This window comes from Caballeronia sp. GAWG1-5s-s (assembly GCF_023631445.1).
GTDB lineage: Bacteria > Pseudomonadota > Gammaproteobacteria > Burkholderiales > Burkholderiaceae > Caballeronia.
This window is the reverse complement of sequence record NZ_JALQDC010000010.1, coordinates 126886-146554: the sequence shown is the minus strand read 5'-3', so window position 1 is coordinate 146554 and position 19669 is coordinate 126886. Positions and strand designations below refer to the sequence as shown.

20 protein-coding genes are annotated in these 19669 nt (G+C 64.8%); 9 read left to right on the top strand and 11 right to left on the bottom strand.

The genetic code is table 11. The annotated features are described in order from the left end of the window. The first annotated feature begins 26 nt into the window (after positions 1-26). From rplS to NCR34_RS10165, 3 genes are all read left to right on the top strand, one after another. Entirely contained in the window at positions 27-416 is a 390-nt protein-coding gene (rplS, locus tag NCR34_RS10175) for a 50S ribosomal protein L19 (protein ID WP_159836713.1), read from the top strand. Between the two features lie 147 nt (positions 417-563). Then, the gene (locus tag NCR34_RS10170) at positions 564-1220 is read left to right on the top strand and encodes a CoA pyrophosphatase (RefSeq protein WP_206468263.1); all 657 of its coding nucleotides are present in this window, start codon (positions 564-566) and stop codon (positions 1218-1220) included. A 101-nt stretch (positions 1221-1321) separates the two neighbouring features. Then, the gene (locus NCR34_RS10165) at positions 1322-2260 is read left to right on the top strand and encodes a CobD/CbiB family protein (RefSeq protein WP_250499786.1); all 939 of its coding nucleotides are present in this window, start codon (positions 1322-1324) and stop codon (positions 2258-2260) included. 3 nt (positions 2261-2263) lie between these two features. Here NCR34_RS10165 and NCR34_RS10160 read toward each other — a convergent pair whose 3' ends face one another. From NCR34_RS10160 to NCR34_RS10150, 3 genes are read right to left on the bottom strand one after another with little or no spacing between them, the layout of a single operon-like run. Beyond that, positions 2264-2587 (bottom strand): putative signal transducing protein, encoded by a 324-nt coding sequence (locus tag NCR34_RS10160; protein ID WP_206466744.1) that lies wholly within the window; start codon positions 2585-2587, stop codon positions 2264-2266. Next, the gene (rsgA, locus tag NCR34_RS10155; protein WP_250499785.1) at positions 2584-3519 is read right to left on the bottom strand and encodes a ribosome small subunit-dependent GTPase A; all 936 of its coding nucleotides are present in this window, start codon (positions 3517-3519) and stop codon (positions 2584-2586) included. The genes NCR34_RS10160 and rsgA overlap by 4 nt, the downstream gene beginning before the upstream one ends. Then, entirely contained in the window at positions 3516-4784 is a 1269-nt protein-coding gene (locus NCR34_RS10150; protein WP_250499784.1) for a M48 family metallopeptidase, read from the bottom strand. Before NCR34_RS10150 ends, rsgA begins: the two co-directional genes overlap by 4 nt. Positions 4785-4913: 129 nt before the next feature. Between NCR34_RS10150 and orn the strand changes: the two genes are divergently transcribed. Beyond that, complete coding sequence (gene orn / locus NCR34_RS10145; RefSeq protein ID WP_250499783.1) at positions 4914-5534, top strand: oligoribonuclease; 621 nt, start codon at positions 4914-4916, stop codon at positions 5532-5534. Here the strand turns inward: orn and mog are convergent. Further along, positions 5531-6151, bottom strand: coding sequence for a molybdopterin adenylyltransferase (gene mog, locus NCR34_RS10140; protein ID WP_175944570.1), 621 nt, complete (start codon positions 6149-6151; stop codon positions 5531-5533). The two genes, orn and mog, sit on opposite strands and share 4 nt — an antisense overlap. Continuing rightward, positions 6141-6746, bottom strand: coding sequence for a ribosome biogenesis factor YjgA (gene yjgA / locus NCR34_RS10135; RefSeq protein WP_248320281.1), 606 nt, complete (start codon positions 6744-6746; stop codon positions 6141-6143). The genes mog and yjgA overlap by 11 nt, the downstream gene beginning before the upstream one ends. Positions 6747-6962: 216 nt before the next feature. On the opposite strand from yjgA, the gene pmbA reads away from it, so the two are divergent. Continuing rightward, the gene (gene pmbA, locus NCR34_RS10130) at positions 6963-8333 is read left to right on the top strand and encodes a metalloprotease PmbA (protein WP_250499782.1); all 1371 of its coding nucleotides are present in this window, start codon (positions 6963-6965) and stop codon (positions 8331-8333) included. 81 nt (positions 8334-8414) lie between these two features. On the opposite strand, the gene NCR34_RS10125 is transcribed toward pmbA, so the two are convergent. Next, the gene (locus NCR34_RS10125; protein ID WP_250499781.1) at positions 8415-8912 is read right to left on the bottom strand and encodes a dihydrofolate reductase; all 498 of its coding nucleotides are present in this window, start codon (positions 8910-8912) and stop codon (positions 8415-8417) included. A 920-nt stretch (positions 8913-9832) separates the two neighbouring features. Here NCR34_RS10125 and NCR34_RS10120 point away from each other — a divergent pair. Continuing rightward, on the top strand, positions 9833-11212 hold the full coding sequence (locus NCR34_RS10120; RefSeq protein ID WP_175944559.1) for a sigma-54 dependent transcriptional regulator: 1380 nt from the start codon (positions 9833-9835) through the stop codon (positions 11210-11212). 149 nt (positions 11213-11361) lie between these two features. Further along, complete coding sequence (locus NCR34_RS10115; RefSeq protein WP_206466740.1) at positions 11362-12333, top strand: thymidylate synthase; 972 nt, start codon at positions 11362-11364, stop codon at positions 12331-12333. Between the two features lie 50 nt (positions 12334-12383). Here the strand turns inward: NCR34_RS10115 and NCR34_RS10110 are convergent, their stop codons facing one another. Next, entirely contained in the window at positions 12384-13127 is a 744-nt protein-coding gene (locus NCR34_RS10110; RefSeq protein ID WP_250499780.1) for an ArsR/SmtB family transcription factor, read from the bottom strand. Positions 13128-13289: 162 nt separating this feature from the next. On the opposite strand from NCR34_RS10110, the gene NCR34_RS10105 reads away from it, so the two are divergent. Both NCR34_RS10105 and NCR34_RS10100 read left to right on the top strand, forming a co-directional pair. Continuing rightward, positions 13290-13430: a hypothetical protein gene (locus NCR34_RS10105; RefSeq protein WP_250499779.1), complete on the top strand. Its 141-nt coding sequence runs from the start codon at positions 13290-13292 to the stop codon at positions 13428-13430. Between the two features lie 53 nt (positions 13431-13483). Beyond that, on the top strand, positions 13484-13999 hold the full coding sequence (locus NCR34_RS10100; protein WP_248320274.1) for an acyl-CoA thioesterase: 516 nt from the start codon (positions 13484-13486) through the stop codon (positions 13997-13999). 257 nt (positions 14000-14256) lie between these two features. Here NCR34_RS10100 and fumC read toward each other — a convergent pair whose 3' ends face one another. The 4 genes from fumC to NCR34_RS10080 form a co-directional block, all read right to left on the bottom strand. Further along, positions 14257-15663, bottom strand: coding sequence for a class II fumarate hydratase (gene fumC / locus NCR34_RS10095; RefSeq protein ID WP_250499778.1), 1407 nt, complete (start codon positions 15661-15663; stop codon positions 14257-14259). Positions 15664-15686: 23 nt separating this feature from the next. Further along, a complete protein-coding gene (locus tag NCR34_RS10090) occupies positions 15687-17279 on the bottom strand; it encodes a phospholipase D family protein (RefSeq protein WP_250499837.1) in 1593 nt (530 codons plus the stop codon). A 418-nt stretch (positions 17280-17697) separates the two neighbouring features. Further along, the gene (locus NCR34_RS10085; RefSeq protein ID WP_250499777.1) at positions 17698-19137 is read right to left on the bottom strand and encodes an MATE family efflux transporter; all 1440 of its coding nucleotides are present in this window, start codon (positions 19135-19137) and stop codon (positions 17698-17700) included. 161 nt (positions 19138-19298) lie between these two features. Then, entirely contained in the window at positions 19299-19520 is a 222-nt protein-coding gene (locus tag NCR34_RS10080; protein WP_175944540.1) for an RNA-binding S4 domain-containing protein, read from the bottom strand. Between the last annotated feature and the right edge of the window lie 149 nt (positions 19521-19669).

Genomic DNA, 19669 nt, shown 5'->3' with positions numbered 1-19669 from the left:
CGGCAAGATGGCACAAGGAGTCAGTAATGAATCTGATTGAACAACTCGAGAAGGAAGAGATCGCACGCGTGCTGGGCGAGAAGGCCATCCCCGACTTCGGTCCGGGCGACACGGTCGTCGTCAACGTGAACGTCGTCGAAGGTACGCGCAAGCGCGTGCAGGCTTACGAAGGCGTCGTGATCGCAAAGCGCAATCGTGGCCTGAACTCGAACTTCATCGTCCGCAAGATTTCGTCGGGCGAAGGCGTCGAGCGTACGTTCCAGACCTACTCGCCGCTGCTCGCGAGCATCGTCGTGAAGCGTCGCGGTGACGTTCGTCGCGCGAAGCTGTACTACCTGCGCGAGCGTTCGGGCAAGTCGGCTCGAATCAAGGAAAAGCTGGTCTCGAAGGACCGTGCCGCTACCGCCGCCGAGTAAGCTCTCAGCAGCGCAGTCGCACCGGAAAAAGCACCCCTCGCGGGTGCTTTTTTCTTTGGTGTGTTCAAATCGTATCTTCCACATTCAGGCTTGAGACCCGTGTCCACTGGCAAGACATCGACTCCGCGCATTCTCGAACCCGAACAGATGCCCGTCGTCTCGACGGGCGAAGCCATGCCGCCCATTCCGCCGGAACGCCTGACGCCGGACGGACTGCGCGAACGCTTCACGAAAGAACTCGACTGGACGCAGGAGCCGCCCGAGCAGCGCATCAAGGCGATCGGCGGCGATCCGCGCGTCGCTTCGGTGCTCGTGCCGCTTGTCGTGCGCGAGGGCGGGCTCACTGTGCTGTTGACTCAGCGCGCCGATCATCTCTCCGATCATGCCGGCCAGATCAGCTTCCCCGGCGGACGCCGCGAGCCCGAAGACGCCGATGCCGCCGCCACCGCGCTTCGCGAAGCGCGCGAGGAAGTCGGCCTCGGCGCGGAGCATTGCGAAGTCATCGGCGCGATGCCCGACTATCTGACCGGCACGGGCTTTCGCGTGACGCCGGTCGTCGCGCTCGTCTATCCGCCGTTCACATTGCAGGCCGACACGAGCGAAGTCGCCGATATCTTCGAAGTGCCGCTCGCGTGGCTCATGAATCCGGCGAACCACGAAGTGCGCGTGTTTCGTTGGGAAGGCGGCGAGCGGCGGTTCTTCGCGATGCCGTACACGCCGAGCGAAGGCAAGGCGCCGTACTTCATCTGGGGCGCGACGGCGGGCATGCTGCGCAATTTCTATCGCTTCCTCGCTGCACGTTAGCCACGCTCGCAACGCGCGCAGCGACCGATCGTACAAAACGCGCAAGGCGCTGTGATATCGTTACGCGAAACTCGAATCAACCGACTGTTTCGGCGCTTCGCATGACTTTTTTCTCCGTATTGCTGGCTCTCATCATCGAGCAAGTGCGTGCCCTGTCGCCGCACAATCCCGTTTCGTCGTTGCTTCACTATCATGCGGAATCCACCGCGCACGGCTTCGATGCCGGCAAGCCCAAGCACGGCGTCGTCGCGTGGCTGCTGGTCGTATTGCCGTGGACGCTCGCGGTCGGCCTCGTCTATTACGTGCTGTATCGCATCAACTTCGTTCTGGCGTTTTTGTGGAACGTGGTGATCGTGTACTTCACGCTCGGCTTTCGCCAGTTCAGCCACTATTTCACCGACATCCATCTCGCGCTCAATAACGACGACGTTCCGCGCGCGCGCGAAGTGCTGACGGAGTGGACCGGGCTCGATACCGTCGACATGCCCGTGAGCGAAATCGTGCGGCACACGCTGGTTCATGCGGTGGTCGCGTCGCATCGGCACGTGTTCGGCGTCTTCTTCTGGTTCCTGATCCCGATCGGTCCGGCGGGCGCGGTGTTCTATCGCATCGCCGAATATCTGGCGCGCGCATGGGCGATGCCGAGCCCCGAGCGCACCGCGGAGTTCTCGTCGTTCGCGCAGAAGGCATTCTTCGTGATCGACTGGATTCCGACGCGCCTGACCGCAATGGGCTTCGCGATTGTCGGCAACTTCGAGGACGCGATCTACGCGTGGCGCAATCACGCGCGCCAGTGGCCGGACTCGAACGACGGCGTGTTGCTGGCCGCAGGCAGCGGCGCGTTGGGCGCGCGACTCGCGGGGCCGCTCGCCGAACCGTTGAGCGTGGAAGCCCTCGCTGTCGGCGATGCGAGTCCGCTTCCCGTTGGCGACGACTGCACGCCGCGCACGCTGCAATCGGCGGTCGGCCTCGTGTGGCGCGCCGTCATCTTGTGGATGCTGCTCTTGCTGATGCTCACCATCGCAGTGTGGCTGGCCTGAGCGTCAGCCGTCGAGCGGATCGCGCTCCGTCTGACATTGCCAGCACACGGTGAACTGCGGCTCCAGCCGTTCGCCGCAATGCTTGCAGAACCAGGGCCGGGCGTTCGCGTCCGGCCCTTTTTGCGCGCGGTCCAGCAGACGGCGCGCCAACGCTTCGTCGCGATCGTCGACGATCCATATTTCCGGTGAACATTGATCGGCCGGAATCTCGCCTAGCGCACCGTTGAGATAGCGATTGTGCAGCTCGCACGGCACGCCCGCTGTCGCCAGCACATTCACCCAATGTTGTGCCGTGATCAGGTTGGGCGCCCACGTGAGCCGTTTCATCGCACGATCTGGCTGGCTTCGTGGACTAGTTGCGCGTAGAGCGCGTGGCGCTCCGGCCGGATCTTGCCGGCCTCGACGGCTTCGAGCACCGCGCACCCCGGCTCTTGCAGATGATGGCAGTTATAAAAGCGGCAGTGGCCCAGATACGGGCGGAAGTCAGCGAAGGCGCGTTCTAGCTGGCCTTCCGACAGGTGATGCAGGCCGAACTCCTGAAAGCCCGGCGAATCGATCAGCGAGCCGCCGCCGGGCAGCTTGTAGAGGCGCGTGAACGTGGTCGTGTGCCGGCCGCTGTTGAGCGCAGAGGATATCTCGCGCGTGGCGGCGTCCGCATCGGGCACGAGTAGGTTCACGAGCGTCGACTTGCCCATGCCCGATTGCCCGAGCAGGATCGTCGCGCGGTTGCGCAGATGCGCGTCCAGCTGCGGATGCACTTCGCCCGGACGCGCCTTCGCCGACAGTTCGATCACCGTGTAGCCGAGTTCGCGATATGGCGCGAGGCGTTCGCGCGCGAGCGGCAGCGCGTCCGTCACGTCGGTCTTGTTGAGCACGATGAGCGCATCGAGCTCGTGCGCTTCGGCCGCGATGAGCGCGCGCCCGAGCAGGTCTTCGCTGAAGTGCGGCTCGGTAGCGAGCACGATCAGCAATTGATCGAGATTCGCGGCGAAGAGCTTCGACTTGAACTGGTCCGAGCGGTAGAGCAGATTGCGCCGCTCGCCGATCTCGACGATCACGCCCTGATCCGCCGACGACTGCTCGTACATCACATGATCGCCCACTGCCACTTCGCTCTTTTTGCCGCGCGGGAAGCATTGAAGCATCGCGCCGCCGTCGTCCGGCATCACCAGATAGTGCCGGCCGTGCGCGGCGATCACCGTGCCGCGAAGGCGCGCAGCGGACGACGCGCCGGTCTTGCGCGTGGCGCGCGTCGTCATGCGGCGTGTTGCATCAGACGGTCGATGCGCTGCGAGGCGGGTGGATGCGAATAATAGAACGCGGTGTAGATCGGATCGGGCGTCAACGTGGACGCGTTGTCCTCGTAGAGCTTCACGAGCGCGTTGACGAGATCTTTGGGGTCGGTCTGACTCGCGGCGAAAGCGTCGGCTTCGAACTCGTTCTTGCGCGATGTCAGGCTGCCGAGCGGCGTCACGAAGAACATGAACACGGGCAGCACCAGCATGAAAAGCACGAGCGCGAGCCCGTTGTTGCCGCCGACGAGCGACGGCCGCACGCCCAGGCCTTCGTAGAACCAGACCGTCTGAACGAGCCAGCCGAGCAGCGCGAGCATCGCGAGGCTGATGCCGAACATCACGATCATCAACTTGAGCACGTGACGGCGCTTGAAGTGGCCGAGTTCGTGCGCGAGCACCGCTTCGATTTCGCTGCCGGACAGCCGCGCGAGCAGGGTATCGAAGAACACAATGCGCTTGGCCGCGCCGAAGCCCGTGAAGTACGCGTTACCGTGCGCGGACCGGCGGCTGCCGTCCATCACGAAAAGGCCCTTGGCCGCGAAGCCCGTGCGCGACATCAGGTTTTCGATGCGCGCGCGCAGCGCCTCGTCTTTCAGCGGCTCGAACTTGTTGAAGAGCGGCGCGATGAACGTCGGGTAGATGATCATGGCGAGCAGCTGGAACGCGACCCAGACCATCCACGTCCACAGCCACCAGTAAGCGCCCGCGCGATCCATGAGCCACAGCGTGAGCAGGAGCAGCGGCGCGCCGATCACGACGCCGAGCACCGTGCCCTTCAGTAGATCGACGAAGAAGAGCTTCTTCGACATGCGGTTGAAGCCGAACTTCTCTTCCACGACGAAGTGGCGGATGTAGTCGAACGGCAGGTCGATGAGGCTCGTGATCGCGACGACCGACGCCACCAGCGCGATCTGCCCGAGATAGCCGCGCCCGAGCCAGCCGGAGATGGCGTTGTCGAGCGCCTGTACGCCGCCGAGCAGCGTCAGCGCGATCAGCACGACGGCGCTCGTCACGACTTCGATCATCGTGAGGCGCGTGCGCTCGATGGTGTAATCCGCCGCCCGCTGATGCGCCGCGAGCGGGATGGTGCCGGTGAACTGCGGCGGCACGCCGTTGCGGTGCGCGGCGACGTGGCGAATCTGGCGCGACGCGAGCCAGAGCTTGGTCGAGACCATCGCGGCGAGCGCCACGACGAAGACGGTCGAGAAGGCGAGCGAGAGGTGGGTCATCCGGGCATTCCGATTGAACTATGCGAGAATTATAGGTTCTTGGCCGTGTCGCCGTTGTCACATCATGCCATCGCGTTGGCTTCGCAGATGCCTTCGGCCCGCGCCTCATTCTCTTCTCAGGCAGCATCCATGACCGACTCTTCCGACCGTCCCGCAGGCGCTGACCTCGCCGCCGAATCCGCACTCGCGCGCAGCGACATGAATCTCATCTGGCTCGACATGGAAATGACCGGGCTCGATCCGGACAACGACCGCATCATCGAAATCGCCGTGGTCGTGACGAACTCGACGCTCGACAAGATGGTGGAAGGTCCGGTGCTCGCCATCCACCAGACGGAAGAAGCGCTCGAACGCATGGACGAGTGGAACCGCAACACGCACGGCCGCTCGGGGCTGATCGAGCGCGTGAAGGCGTCCACGGTGCATGAAGCCGAAGCGACGCGGCAAATTCGCGAGTTTCTGGGCCAGTACGTGCCGCCCGGCAAGTCGCCGATGTGCGGCAACTCCATCTGCCAGGACCGGCGTTTCATGGCGCGCTGGATGCCGGAACTCGAGACGTTCTTCCACTACCGCAATCTCGACGTCAGCACGCTCAAGGAACTGTGCCGCCGCTGGCAGCCGGCCATCTACAAGGGCTTCCAGAAGCGCGCGATGCATACGGCGCTCGCCGATATCCACGAGTCCATCGACGAACTGAAGTACTACCGCGAGCACTTCCTGATCCCGGCGGCGGCGAGCAGCGCGTCTTAAACCTTCGGCGGCCGGATCGCGCTTTTAGGACGAAACGCGGCGACGACTTCCGGCTGCGTGTCGATATACGGCCCGCCGATCAGGTCGATGCAATACGGCACCGCCGCGAAGATGCCCGGCACCGTCGTCTTGCCGTCCGCGTCCTTCACGCCTTCCAGCGTCTCGCGGATCGACTTCGGCTGCCCCGGCAGATTGATGATGAGCGCGGCGTGGTCGGCGGTTTCGCGAATGACTGCGACTTGCCGCGAAAGAATGGCGGTCGGCACGAAGTTGAGGCTGATCTGGCGCATCTGTTCGCCGAAGCCCGGCATCGGCTTCGTGGCGACGGCGAGCGTGGCTTCGGGCGTCACGTCGCGGCGCGCGGGGCCGGTGCCGCCGGTGGTCAGCACGAGATCACAGCCGAGCGTATCGACCAGTTCGATCAGCGTCGCAGAAATGGTGGCCGCGTCGTCCTGAATCAGCCGCGTTTCGGCGCGCCAGGGCGAAGCCATTGCGCCGCCGAGCCACGCTTGCAGCGACGGCAAGCCCTTGTCCTCATACACGCCTTGCGACGCGCGATCGCTGATGGACACGAGTCCGACGATCAACTCGTCCGGATGACTGCGCTCAGGCTTCATCTTTGCCTTCCTCGTCGTTCTCGTCGATGTCTTCGTCTTCGTCGTCTTCCACGCCCGCCGCGTTCTTGATCCACTGGAACAGCTCGCGGTAATAGCGCGGCGGCTTCTGCTGCTGGCGCTCCTTGCGCGCGTTGCGAATCAGCGTGCGGCCTTCTTGCGGATCGACGCCCGGATGTTCGCGAATGAAGTCGGTGAGCGCGGCGTCATCGGCGAGCAGTTGTTCGCGTGTGCGCTCGATCCAGTGCAGCCGCGCCGTTTCCGCCTTGTTCACGCCGCGATGCGTGTCGAGCGCGGTGCGCAGCGCGGCGACTTCCTCTTCCGACAGCGAGCGCATCACGCGCCCGACATACTGCAACTGACGGCGCTTGCCCTCGTGATCCGTGATGCGGCGCGCTTCGCGCACGGCGCTGTCGAGATCTTCGGGCATCGGCATGCGCTTGAGCGCGTCTTTCGGCAGCGCGATGAGCGCTTCGCCGAGCTCCTGGAGCGCGTGCATCTCGCGCTTCAGTTGCGATTTGCTCGGGCGGTCGTAGGCCTGATCGGGCGCGTCGTCGCGATCGGCTTCCATCGGTTGAATGCGGGTTTTACGGTTCATGGCGACATTGTAGCTTGCGCCCGCGCGCGAGCCGACGCGGTCGCGACGGGTGAACGCGCGCCGTCCTTGCTATGATCGCGTGGAGAGTCGGCGCGCGTCTTGAGCGACGACAGGCGCAAGAACGGGCGCAACAACGGGCGCGACGACAGGCGCGACATTCATGACACGGAGCGCGACGGGCGCTTGCGCGGTCAACAAAACCGAAGGCAACGACACATGGCAGCAGACATCGACGTCAGGCAACGCTTTTTTCCGCACACGCAAGACGAGTTGAAGGAGATCGCGTCGGACATCCTGCGCTACGCGAAGGAACTCGGCGCGAGCGATGCCGCCACCGAAATCTCCGAGGGCGACGGCCTCTCGGTGAGCGTGCGGCGCGGCGAAGTGGACACGATCGAGCACAACCGCGACAAGATGGTCGGCGTCACGGTGTTCATCGGCAAGAAGCGCGGCAACGCGAGCACCGCCGACTTCACGCGCGAGGCGTTGCGCGACACGGTCGCGGCGGCGTACAACATCGCGCGATTCACCGCGGAAGACAGCGCGGCCGGGCTCGCCGAGGAAGAACTGCTCGAGAAGTCGCCGCAGGATCTCGATCTCTATCACCCGTGGGACATCGACGCCGAAGAGGCCGCCGACATCGCGCGCCGCGCCGAGGCCGCCGCGTTCGCGGTCGACAAGCGCATCACGAATTCGGAAGGCGCGAGCGTCTCCGCCCAGCATTCGCAATTCGTGCTCGCGACTTCACGCGGCTTCATGGCGGGCTATCCGTACTCGCGACACTACATCGCGTGCGCGCCGATCGCGGCGAGCGGCCGCGACATGCAGCGCGACGACTGGTACACATCGAAGCGCGACGCCTCCGAGCTTGCCGATCCGGAAGCCGTCGGCCGTTACGCCGCCGAGCGCGCGCTCGCGCGCCTGAACGCGCGCAGCCTCGACACCCGCAAATGCCGCGTGCTGTTCGAAGCGCCGCTCGCCGCGGGCATTCTCGGCGCGTTCGTGCAGGCCGTGAGCGGCGGGGCGCTGTATCGCAAGACGACGTTTCTCGTCGACAGTCTCGGCAAGCCGGTGTTCGCGCCGCACATTCAGATCGTCGAGGACCCGCACGTGCGCGGCGGCATGGGCAGCGCGCCGTTCGACGAAGAAGGCGTGCGCACGCAGCGGCGCAACGTCGTGGAAGACGGCGTGGTGCAGGGCTATTTCCTCTCGACGTATTCGGCGCGCAAGCTCGGCATGCAGACGACTGGCAACGCGGGCGGCTCGCACAATCTGTCGATGAAGAGCACGCGCACGCAGCCCGGCGACGACTTTGAAGCCATGCTGAAGAAGTTGGGCACGGGCCTGCTGCTGACGGAGCTGATGGGGCAGGGCGTGAACTACGTGACGGGCGACTATTCGCGCGGCGCGTCGGGCTTCTGGGTCGAGAACGGGCAGATTCAGCACGCCGTGGAGGAAATCACGGTGGCGAGCACGCTACAGGAGATGTTCCGCCATATCGAAGCCGTGGGCGCGGATACCGTGGTGCGCGGCACCAAGGCAATCGGTTCGGTCCTGATCGAGCGGATGACGGTGGCGGGCCAGTAAGCGCTTCCCGCGCTGCTGCTGACTAAACGAAAGGCCCCGGACGATGAGCAATCGTCCGGGGCCTTAGTCGTTGCGTCGTTGTTACGCGCGCCGTTCGTAAGTGACGAACGCGAACTGGAAGTCGTTGGGCGCCGCCGCGCGATGCCGCTCGCGCGACACTTCGCGCCACTGCGACGCGTCGGGCGCGGGAAAATGCGTGTTTCCGTCGAAATCGGCGTCGATTTCCGTGACGATCAGCTTATGCGCGCGGCCGATCGCATCGCCGTACAACTGCGCGCCGCCGATCAGGAACGCTTCGGCCGCGCCGTCGGCAGTCGCGAGGGCGAGGGCTTCGTCGATGCTCGTCACCGTGTCGCAGCCTGCGAAGCGGCGCGTAGCGTCGCGCGTCACGACGATGTTGCGCCGCCCGGGCAACGGCCGCCCGATCGACTCGTGCGTCTTGCGTCCCATGATGATGGGCGCGCCCATCGTCGTGCGTTTGAAGAAGGCGAGGTCTTCGGGCAGGCGCCACGGAAGTTGGTTATCGCGTCCGATCACGCCGTTGCGTGCGCGGGCGACGATGAGAGTGAGCGTCGTCATGTGCAGTCAGGAGAGAGGCGGCGCGCGCATTCTAACCGACGCGCTGGCCAGCGCGTCCCGCTCCCTTCCACGAGCGCATGCTCAGCCTGCCGATGCGTCCTCCGCGCCGTCGCGATACGCGCGCGGGACTTCCGGCGCGATTTCGTCCCACAGCGTCACGCTCGGAATTGCGGCGGTTCCGCGCCATGACGCGGCGTCTGCATCATTGGCCGCCCGTTCATTCGCGGGGGACCAGTCGATTACGTGCGTCTCGCTCGCGTCCGGCCGTGCATTAGCCGTCGATTCAAAAGGCGGTAAATTGTGATCGAGAGCCATTGTCAACAGAACAAACGAAGTAATTAATTCCACAAGCGCAGGTTCAGGAAATAAAATCGTGGGGCGACGGGTATGAAAGACAATCTTGCCGTTTCATTCATACGGCATGTGGGCAATCTATAGCTAAATGCATGCCATTCGCATCGGCGCCTTGACAGTCAAAGGGCCGCGCATAACGCCTCGGCGGAAATCGGTGAAAACCTCCGGAAAACGTTTCATCAACGAAACGTGGGGCAAGAAAAGCCGAAAGATCGGGTAGATTCCGTATAAGCTCTCGTCGTACGAAAAGCGCGACGCGAACTTGCAATAAATCCGTGTGAACTGGTCGCGAGCCTTAGCCAGCAAGGTTTTGCGGCGAGTCAAGCCATCTCGGACGGTATTTGTTTTTGGTGATTCTGGGTTATAGTAGTCTCTTCAATGCGGCGCAGAATCAAACCAAAAGGGTTTCGCGGAAGGCTGCCGGCGCCATGCGCGGCACGTTCCAGGGGGCGAGGTATCGAATTGCAAGTCCGAACGCATCACCTGCGAGGGCCAAGAATTCTGCTTGAAGCGAAAGCCTGAACTACGCGACCTTTTCAACGAACGTTGAACCAAGGATCTGAATAATGGACGTCGCTCGGCGGCAACTGATCTATGTGACTCGGGATCCCAGCGAAACGCTATGCGCGCGTTTCGAGGAACGCGGCTGGCAAATCGAGATCGTGGCAAGCGCGCGCGACACGCGCAAAGCGCTGCGCAGCGACCTCGCAATGGGCGGGCTGCTCGATTTATCGGGACATTTCGAATCACACGAACTGGCAGCGTTCGAATCGTCGCTGACCATGACCAACGTCGGCTGGGTGGCGGCAACCGTCGCCGGCCAGCTCGAAGACGCTGCAGTGCGCCGGTTGATCCGCGACTACTGTTTCGACTACGTCACGCTCCCCACTTCGAACGACCGCGTGGTCGATTCCGTCGGCCACGCCTACGGCATGGTGGCGCTGCACGACGCGGCGTCGAACGACGCGCGCAGCGAGGGCCGCGCCGAGGGCGAGATGGTCGGTTCGTGCGACGCCATGCTCGCGCTCTTCCGCTCGATCCGCAAAGTCGCGATGACGGACGCGCCCGTCTTCATTTCGGGCGAATCGGGCACCGGCAAGGAACTCACCGCCGTCGCCATCCACGAGCGCTCGGCGCGCCGCGATCAGCCGTTCGTCGCGATCAACTGCGGCGCGATTCCCGCGCACCTGCTGCAATCCGAGCTGTTCGGCTATGAACGCGGCGCGTTCACGGGCGCGAATCAGCGCAAGATCGGTCGCGTGGAAGCGGCCAACGGCGGCACGCTGTTCCTCGACGAAATCGGCGATCTGCCGCTCGAAAGCCAGGCGAGCCTGTTGCGCTTCCTGCAGGAGCGCAAGGTCGAGCGTCTCGGCGGCCACGGATCCACGCCGGTGGACGTGCGCATCATTTCGGCGACGCACGTCGACATGCAGACCGCGATGATCGAAGGGCGTTTCCGCGCCGACCTGTATCACCGTCTGTGCGTGCTGCAGATCGACGAGCCGCCGCTGCGCGCGCGCGGCAAGGACATCGAACTGCTCGCGAAGCACATGCTCGACCGCTTCAAGAAGGACGCGAGCCGCCGCCTGCGCGGTTTCTCGCCGGATGCGATCGCCGCGATTCACAACTACGGCTGGCCGGGCAACGTGCGGGAACTGATCAACCGCGTGCGCCGCGCCATCGTGATGTCGGAAGGGCGGCAGATCACCGCGCGCGATCTCGAACTCGGCGAATATGTCGAAGTGGCGCCGGTCTCGCTCGCGCAGGCGCGCGAAGCGGCGGAGCGGCAGGCCATCGAACTCGCGCTTCTGCGGCATCGCGGGCGGCTCGGCGACGCGGCGCACGAACTCGGCATCTCGCGCGTCACGCTGTATCGGCTGCTGAGCGCGCACGGCATGCGTCACATCGAAGTGGACGCGCCCCCGGAACACGCCACGCGCGGCTGACCGACGCATCGTTTCTGCTCACCGCAACGGGCGCCGCAAGGCGCCCGTTCTTCTTTTTACGAACGCCAGCGCCGAGGCGGGCCGCTTGATAAAATCGGTGGTTTCCGCCTCTCTTCGCGTGGCCCGTGCCCGCATTCAAGGAACATCGAATGAAACAGTATCTCGAGCTCGTCCAGACGATCCTCGATACCGGCACGTGGCAGGAAAACCGCACGGGCATCCGCACCATCAGCATTCCGGGCGCGATGCTGCGCTTCGATCTGCAAGAGGGCTTTCCCGCCGTCACGACGAAAAAGCTCGCATTCAAGTCGGCGATCGGCGAAATGATCGGCTTTCTGCGCGCGTCGAAAAGCGCGGCGGACTTCCGCGCGCTCGGTTGCAAGGTGTGGGACGCGAACGCGAACGAAAATCCGCAGTGGCTCGAAAACCCGTATCGCCGCGGCACGGACGATCTCGGCGACGTCTACGGCGTGCAGTGGCGCAACTGGCCGGCGTACAAGCTGATCGACGCCGGCGCGGGCGACCAGATCGCCGATGCGACCAACCGCGGCTACGAGCTCGTGACAAGCTTCGTCGAAAACGGGCGCGAGCAGGTGTTGCTGTACAAGGCCATCGACCAGTTGCGCCAGTGTCTCGACACCATCATCGAGCGGCCGACTGACCGGCGCATCCTCTTTCACGCGTGGAATCCTGCGAAGCTCGACGAGATCGCGTTGCCCGCGTGTCATCTGCTGTATCAGTTCATCCCCAACGTGGCGAAGGGCGAGATCTCGCTGTGCCTGTACATCCGCAGCAACGATGTCGGCCTCGGCACGCCGTTCAATCTGACCGAGGGCGCGGCGCTCCTGCATCTCGTCGGACGGCTCACGGGCTACAAGCCGCGCTGGTTCACGTACTTCATCGGCGACGCGCACATCTACGAGAATCAGCTCGACATGCTCAACGAGCAGTTGAAGCGCGAGCCGTATCCGCTGCCGCAGTTGATCATTTCCGATCGCGTGCCGGATTACGCGGTGACGAAGCGCTATGAGCCCGAGTGGCTAGAGAAGGTCGAGCCGAAAGACTTCGCGCTGGAAGGCTATCGCCATCATGATCCGATCAGCGCGCCGATGGCGGTCTGATCGAATCGAGAACCCCTGCAACGCGCGGCGCCGGTCGCGCGTTTTTGTTTCTAGCGTCCCGATAAAAACGCTCCGAAATGCCGCTGACCAGCGGGCGTCACGCGCAACACGCGGCGCTTCGCCGTATGCTCAATCCAGCCGTGCGTTTCGCAGGCTTCGAGATACGCCGCGCCGAGCGCGCCGCCCAAATGTGGACGCCGCTCGCTCCAGTCGATGCAGGTACACGCGAACCGCCGCCGCCGCGCGCGCTGCGCAGTGACGTCGATGCCCAGTTCCGCGAACGCCTGCGCCCCGTCGGGCGTGGTGTCGAGCGCGGACGATTCGCGCGTTGCCGGATCGTCGCGCGCGGCCGCGAGCCAGCGGCGCGCGAGCATGCCGTCGAAGAGCCGCACGGCCAGTTCGCCCGCGAGGTGGTCGTAGCAGGTCCGCGCATAGCGCATCTCGAGCGGCACGGCGCTCGCCGGACGCTGCGGCGCGGCTTGTGGCGCGCTGGCGCGAGCGAGATTCGCGAGCGCCTCGATGGCGGCGGCGATATCGGGCGTCGCGATGCGGTAGTAGCGATGCCGCCCGCTGACTTCGAGCGCAAGCAGGCCGCCTTCGGTCAGCCGCGCGAGATGCGCGCTCGCGGCGGACGGCGAGAGGCCCGCGATCATCGTCAGTTCGCCGGCGGGACGCGCGGTGCCGTCCATCAGCGACCAGAGCATCGCGGCGCGGCCCGGATCGGCCAGCAGCGCGCCGATGCGCGAGAGGCCGGGACAATGCCGCGAGCGGACGTCATCGAGAGCGGGATTCATGGCAAGGGCACGCAAGAGAAGGGTACGCAACGGTCGATGCCACCACTGTAGCGCGCCCGCGCACCCGACGTTTCACATCCGCGTGAAATGTCGATGCGGCGCTCGCGGCGCTAGAATGGTCGCTCTTATCTCCCTCGTATTACCACGCAGCCAGGAATTCGCATGTCCAAGCTCATCACCGCAGCCGCGCTCGCCGTTCTCGCCCTGTGCGCGGGCTGCGCGGGCGGGCCGTCGTCGTCGGCGGGCGGCGGCAGCATCACGATGTACGGCACCATGGATCAGGGCGTCACGGTCCACAACTAGCCGCCATTTTTCGCGGCCTATAATCGCGGCTTCTTTCTTCGCTGGGAGCCGCCATGACCACGCCGACCCCGCCCGCCGCCTTGCGCGCAGGCCGCGCCGAAACCACCTTCCGCTTCCTTGCCGAGCCGATTTCCGTCAACTTCGGCGGCAAGGTGCACGGCGGCGCGCTCATGAAATGGATCGACGAAACCGCCTACGCCTGCGCCGCGATGTGGAGCGGACGCTACGCGGTGACGGTGAGCGTCGGCAACATCCGCTTCAGGCGGCCGATTCTCGTCGGCAATCTCGTCGAGTTGCGCGCGCGCGTGGTGCTGACGGGACGCACCAGCATGCACATTCACGTCTCGGTGCACGCGGGTGACCCGAAAGTCGGCGAGCTGGAGCAGACCACCGACTGCCTGATGGTGTTCGTCGCCGTCGACGAAAAAGGGCAGCCCACGCCCGTGCCGCCGTTCGTGCCGGAATCGGAAGAAGAGAAACGTCTCGCGAAATACGCGATGGACGTGAAAGACGCGCTCGATGCAATCGTCGAACTGAAGCCGGAAGAAGTGGCGGCGGGCAAGGTCTGACGCGACCTCGCGTTCCGCGCGGGGCGGTTCTGTTCGCGAGTGCGCTTCTGGGCGGCCTCGACCGTTCCGTGCGCACGACGCCACTGCGCCGTACGGACGCTTGCCGAGCAGGCGCGCTCGCCCGACTTGCGCTCGTTGACCGAAACCGCCTGCGAACGCCTGCTTCCTGCCGACCATCTCGTGCGCCCGACGCGACTGCGCCGTGCGAACGCTTGCCGCAGCAGGCGCGCTTGCCGGCCGAGAGCGCCTGAGACCGCCTACTTCCTGCCCACCATCTCGTGCGGCTTCACCCATTCGTCGAACTGCTGCTCGGTCACGTGCCCGAGCGCGAGCGCGGCGGCCTTGAGCGTGGTGCCTTCCTTGTGCGCCTTCTTGGCGATCTGCGCGGCCTTGTCATAGCCGATGTGCGGATTGAGCGCCGTCACGAGCATCAGCGATTCGTTGAGCAAACTGTCGATGCGCTCCTGATTCGCCTCGATGCCCACCGCGCAGTTGTCGTTGAAGCTCTGCGCGCCGTCCGCGAGCAGGCGGATGGACTGCAGCACGTTATGCGCGATCATCGGCCGGAACACGTTCAGCTCGAAGTTGCCGCTCGCGCCGCCGAAGTTTACCGCGACGTCGTTGCCGAACACCTGACAGCAAAGCATGGTCACGGCTTCGGACTGCGTCGGATTCACCTTGCCCGGCATGATGGAACTGCCCGGCTCGTTCTCCGGAATCGATAGTTCGCCCAGGCCGCAGCGCGGGCCGCTCGCGAGCCAGCGAATGTCGTTGGCGATCTTCATCATGCTCGCCGCGACGGTCTTGAGCGCGCCGTGCGCGGCAACGAGCGCGTCGGCGGCGGCCATCACCTCGAACTTGTTGGGCGCGGTTTCGAACGGCAGGCCGGTCAGCTTGCCGATGGCCTGCGCCACTTTCACCGCGAACTCCGGATGCGCGTTCAGCCCCGTGCCGACCGCCGTGCCGCCTTGCGCGAGTTGATAGAGATGCGGCAGCGTCGCTTCGACGTGGCGGATGCCCTGGTCCAGTTGCGCGACGTAGCCGGAGAACTCCTGACCGAGCGTGAGCGGCGTCGCGTCCTGCAAATGCGTGCGGCCGATCTTCACGATATCCGCGAACTGCTGCGCCTTCTTGTCGAGCGTCTCGCGCAGCGTCTTGAGCGACGGCACCAGATGCTTGACGATCGCATATGCGGCGGCGACGTGCATCGCGGTCGGGAACACGTCGTTGGACGACTGGCCGCGGTTCACGTCATCGTTCGGATGCACGAGTCGCTCTTCGCCGCGCGGCCCGCCGAGCAGTTCGCTCGCGCGATTGGCGATGACCTCGTTCAGATTCATGTTCGTCTGCGTGCCGGAACCCGTCTGCCACACGGCGAGCGGAAATTCGTCCGGATGCTTGCCGTCGATGATCTCGTCCGCCGCCTGCATGATCGCCTGCGCCTTCTTTGCGTCGAGCACCTTCAGGTCCTGATTCACCTCGGCGGCGGCGCGCTTGATGATCGCGAGCGCGGTGATGAGTTCAGGCGACTGCTTTTCCGTCGATATCTTGAAGTTCTGCAACGACCGCTGCGTTTGCGCGCCCCAGAGCTTGCCGTTGGGCACGGCGATCTCGCCGAACGTGTCCTTCTCCATGCGTACATCGCCCTGTGCGTTCTGTGTCATGGCCTGATGTTCCTTTGAAGTGGTCAAAGCTGTTCGTCGACGGGCAGCAGCTTGAAGAGGCCCGTCATCGCGTTACGGTAAAAGCCGGCGTCGGGATCGAAGTTATAGGTCACCGTGCCGATGTCTTCCTGGCTGGTCCACACGAGACCGGACTGCGGCGAGCCGGTGCGGCGCAGCTCCGCCATCACCGCCGCGCTCGCCAGTTCCACGCGCCAGCTCGCTTTCGGCGAGATGCCTCGGTCGAACAGCGCCGCGACCTGCTCCGCGATCGGTTTGCTGTGAATCACGAGCGCCAGTTCGGTGTTGAGCCGCGCCGAGCGGGGATCGAGATTCATCGATCCGATCACGAGGATACTCCGATCGATCACATACGCCTTGGCGTGCAGACTCGCGCGCGACGAGGAACCGAAGAGGCCCGGCGGCGGGCGGCTCTCGCCTTCGGGCTGAAGCGGCTTGAATTCGTACAGCTCGACGCCGTTTTGCAGAAGCGGCATGCGATACGGCGCATAGCCCGCCTGAACCGCGACGGCATCCGTGGCGGCGAGCGAGTTGGTCAGCACCGCGACGCGCACGTGGCGGCGCGTCAGGTCGGCCAGCGCCTTCACGCCCACGTCATGCGGCACGAAGTAGGGCGACAGAATGAGGAACTCGTTCTGCGCGTTCTTCATCAATTCGGCAAGCCGCGTCATCGGCGGGCTTTGGTAGTCGTCGCTCGGATGCTCGATTTTCGCGGGCGAATCCGCTTCGAACTCGGTCGGCGCCCAGACGAGGCTCATCTCGCCGCGCGATATCTGCTGGGCGAGCGGCGTCGCGTTGAGCGGCTTGGCGTTCAGCGGGTCCGCTTGCTCGCGCCAGTGATTGCGCAGATCCTCGCGCGTCTTGTCGAGTTCGGCCGGATCGAACTTCTGCTTGTTCAGCACGCGCAGCGGGTAGGAGAGGGTGCTGTTCCAGTAATCGTCGAAGCTCGCGGAGACTTTGTGCACGACGGGGCCGGCCGTGAACATGTCGAGGTCGCGGAACTGCAACGTCGGGCTGGCGTTGAAGTATTCGTCGCCGAGATTTCGGCCGCCGACGATCGCGATCTGGTTATCCGCGATCATCGCCTTGTTGTGCATGCGGCGCGTGAAGTGGTTCAGATTCGTGAAGAAGTTCTGCGTGCGCTCGGCGAAGCTGCGCTGCGCGCTGCCGTACGGATTGAACACGCGAATCTCGATGTTCTCGTGCGAGTTCAGCGCCGCCATGATGCGGTCGATGTCCTTGAAGTTCAGGTCGTCGACCAGCATGCGCACGCGCACGCCGCGATCCGCCGCGTAGAGCGCCGCGCCGAGCAACAGCTTGCCCGTGTTGTCCTCTTGGGCGATGTAGTACTGCATGTCGAGCGTCTTCGTCGCGGCGCGAGCCAGCGCGACGCGCGCCTGAAGCGCGTCCGACCCGGTCGGCAGAAGGCGCACGGCGGATTCGTCCGGATGCTGCTTTTCGAGCGGCGCGAGCACCGTTCGGAGCGGCGTCGGCTCCGTCGCGGGCAGCGCGTGCGTCACCGGACGATCGAACGCGCTGGCGGGCGGGCGCGTCGCGCATCCGGCGCAGAGCGCGGTGAAGAGCGCCATGACCGCCATGCGGCGCGTGCGGCTCACCCATTTGGTTGTATTCGTCGCGATTGGAGCGCGCGCGACTTCGCTTTCGGCTTGGCGAATTCCCCGGATTTCCGACACTTCGCTTCCTCTTTTTTTGTTTATCTCGATTCGGCTGCTTCCGTGCGACCGCTTGCAGCAACAGCAGCTTCGCGACGCAGCAAGAAACGTTCTCGCCGATGCGGCATCTCGAATTTATTCTAGGGGAACCGGCGTGCGGGCCAGGCGAGCAAACGCACGATGCGCGGGAATCGGCAGGCGAAAAAAAAGCCCGCTCGGCAGAGCGGGCTGTAACCCCTGTTACTGGATAAGTCTCAAGGAGGAGACGGGTTCATCCTAACAACGCGCGCCACGAGCACCAACCAAGCATTCTTGCTTTGCATATGCGTGACGAGCGCATCTTTCAGGCAACCCGCTTCGAAGCCCCGTCCACGCGATCGTCGGCGCGCGCGACGCCCGTTTCCACCAGCCGCCTGCTGATGCGATGAAAGCGCAGCGTCATCAGCGCGGCGACGCTCGCCAGCCCAGCCGCGAGTCCCCACCACAAGCCTTTGGCGCCCAGTTCGAAGTGGAACGCGAGCACATAGCCCGTCGGAAACCCGACGCCCCAGTAGCCGAACGCGGCGGCGAGCATCGGCACGCGCGTGTCTTTCAGGCCGCGTAGACAGCCCGAGCCGACCGTCTGCATGCCGTCGACGATCTGAAACACGGCCGCGACGCTCAATAGCGATGCGGCAAGCGCGACGGTCCGTGCATTGGCGGGATCATCGAGATGCAGATACAGGCCGACGATCGCGCGCGGCGCGGTAATGAGCACGAGTCCGGAACACATCATGAAGCCGACGCCGAGCGCCAGCGCGACGAAGCCCGCGTGACGCGCCGCGACCGGCACGCCCGCGCCCGCCCAGTAGCCGACGCGCACGTTCGCCGCCTGCCCGATCGCGAGCGGCACCATGAACGCCGCCGACGCCACGTTGAGCGCAATCTGGTGCGCGGCGAGCGGCGCTTCGCCGAGCAGTCCGACCATCATGCCGGTCGCGAGAAAGAGCGTCGATTCCACGCCGTACGTGATGGCGACGGGCCAGCCGATGCCGAAGAGTTCGCCCATGAGCGGCAGATGCGGCCGCGCGGCGGCGACGAAATGCCGGTAACGCGGGCGCAGGTGCAGCAGCGCGACGAGCGCGAAGGCCGTCAGCCAGACGGTGATCGCGGTGGCCGCCGCCGAGCCGAGAAAGCCTTCGCGCGGCAGGCCGTACGCGCCGTGAATCAGCCCGTAGTTCAGAAAGCCGTTGACGAACACGCCGCCGATGGACACCCACAGCAGGCGCTTCGCCGCCCCGATGGCCGGCAGGAACGCGCGCATCATGCCGATGCCGATCAGGCTGCCCGGCGTGCCCCAGCGCAGCACCGCGCAGTATTCGCCGACGTTGTGCGCGAGCGTCGCGGGCTCGTGGAACGCGAGCAGAATCGGCTCCGCATACGACAGCAGCACGAACGCCGGCACGGCGAGCAGCACGGACAACACGAGCCCCGTCCAGTAGATGCCGGGCACGCGGTGTTCCGCATCCGCGCCGCGCGCATGCGCGACGGCCACGCTCACCGACGTCAATACGCCTTGCAGTAGCGTCACCACGACGAAGAACATGTTCGCGCCCAGACCGCCCGCGGCGAGCGCGTCGGGACCTAGCGAGCCGAGCAGAATCGTGTCGGTGACGCCCATCGCCATTTGCGACAGTTGCGCGATGGCGAGCGGCGCGGCGAGGCGCGCGGTATCGACGGCATGGCGAGACAGGCTGACGTGTCCCGAATGCGCGCGGGTCGCGCGGCTGGTGTGCGATTGCATGATCGAGAGAAAGGAGCGGAAGGGCGCGTGGACGCGTCCGTGTCGCGCGCTGAAACCTGAACGAAAGACGCCTAGCTTATGGCCTCGCGCGCGGCATGTCGATGACGCGCCCCGTTATGGTCGTCTTTTCGCAAGCGGCGGGCGCATGGGCGCAAGCGGTATCAGTCGGGCGCGCGCACTCGGATCTTCTGGCCGTCGAGCATCACGACCTGACCCGCGCGGATCTTGCAGGTCTTGCGCAGTTCCACTTTGCCGTCGACGGTGACATCGCCCATCGCGACGCGCGCCTTCGCCGAGCCGCCGCTATCGGCGAGTCCCATCAGCTTGAGCAGGTTGTGGAGTTCGACGTAGTCGCCCGTGAGGGTGAATTGAAGCTGCGGCATGGCGGGCGTTCAGATGCGAAAAGACTTCGATGATAAACCAGCGCGGGACATCATCCGGGCACACTGCGTGCTCTTACACGATCGACCGTTCGTTTCGCCGGATTAAGCACATGTAGCGAAGTGAAACCGCCGGTAACAATGACCCGTTT

What these genes read in the sequence shown, in the direction of transcription:
- rplS (WP_159836713.1), top strand. Translation starts at nt 27, where the DNA reads ATGAATCTGATTGAACAACTCGAGAAGGAAGAGATCGCACGCGTGCTG.
- NCR34_RS10170 (WP_206468263.1), top strand. Translation starts at nt 564, where the DNA reads ATGCCCGTCGTCTCGACGGGCGAAGCCATGCCGCCCATTCCGCCGGAA.
- NCR34_RS10165 (WP_250499786.1), top strand. Translation starts at nt 1,322, where the DNA reads ATGACTTTTTTCTCCGTATTGCTGGCTCTCATCATCGAGCAAGTGCGT.
- NCR34_RS10160 (WP_206466744.1), bottom strand. Translation starts at nt 2,587, where the DNA reads ATGAAACGGCTCACGTGGGCGCCCAACCTGATCACGGCACAACATTGG.
- rsgA (WP_250499785.1), bottom strand. Translation starts at nt 3,519, where the DNA reads ATGACGACGCGCGCCACGCGCAAGACCGGCGCGTCGTCCGCTGCGCGC.
- NCR34_RS10150 (WP_250499784.1), bottom strand. Translation starts at nt 4,784, where the DNA reads ATGACCCACCTCTCGCTCGCCTTCTCGACCGTCTTCGTCGTGGCGCTC.
- orn (WP_250499783.1), top strand. Translation starts at nt 4,914, where the DNA reads ATGACCGACTCTTCCGACCGTCCCGCAGGCGCTGACCTCGCCGCCGAA.
- mog (WP_175944570.1), bottom strand. Translation starts at nt 6,151, where the DNA reads ATGAAGCCTGAGCGCAGTCATCCGGACGAGTTGATCGTCGGACTCGTG.
- yjgA (WP_248320281.1), bottom strand. Translation starts at nt 6,746, where the DNA reads ATGAACCGTAAAACCCGCATTCAACCGATGGAAGCCGATCGCGACGAC.
- pmbA (WP_250499782.1), top strand. Translation starts at nt 6,963, where the DNA reads ATGGCAGCAGACATCGACGTCAGGCAACGCTTTTTTCCGCACACGCAA.
- NCR34_RS10125 (WP_250499781.1), bottom strand. Translation starts at nt 8,912, where the DNA reads ATGACGACGCTCACTCTCATCGTCGCCCGCGCACGCAACGGCGTGATC.
- NCR34_RS10120 (WP_175944559.1), top strand. Translation starts at nt 9,833, where the DNA reads ATGGACGTCGCTCGGCGGCAACTGATCTATGTGACTCGGGATCCCAGC.
- NCR34_RS10115 (WP_206466740.1), top strand. Translation starts at nt 11,362, where the DNA reads ATGAAACAGTATCTCGAGCTCGTCCAGACGATCCTCGATACCGGCACG.
- NCR34_RS10110 (WP_250499780.1), bottom strand. Translation starts at nt 13,127, where the DNA reads ATGAATCCCGCTCTCGATGACGTCCGCTCGCGGCATTGTCCCGGCCTC.
- NCR34_RS10105 (WP_250499779.1), top strand. Translation starts at nt 13,290, where the DNA reads ATGTCCAAGCTCATCACCGCAGCCGCGCTCGCCGTTCTCGCCCTGTGC.
- NCR34_RS10100 (WP_248320274.1), top strand. Translation starts at nt 13,484, where the DNA reads ATGACCACGCCGACCCCGCCCGCCGCCTTGCGCGCAGGCCGCGCCGAA.
- fumC (WP_250499778.1), bottom strand. Translation starts at nt 15,663, where the DNA reads ATGACACAGAACGCACAGGGCGATGTACGCATGGAGAAGGACACGTTC.
- NCR34_RS10090 (WP_250499837.1), bottom strand. Translation starts at nt 17,279, where the DNA reads ATGGCGGTCATGGCGCTCTTCACCGCGCTCTGCGCCGGATGCGCGACG.
- NCR34_RS10085 (WP_250499777.1), bottom strand. Translation starts at nt 19,137, where the DNA reads ATGCAATCGCACACCAGCCGCGCGACCCGCGCGCATTCGGGACACGTC.
- NCR34_RS10080 (WP_175944540.1), bottom strand. Translation starts at nt 19,520, where the DNA reads ATGCCGCAGCTTCAATTCACCCTCACGGGCGACTACGTCGAACTCCAC.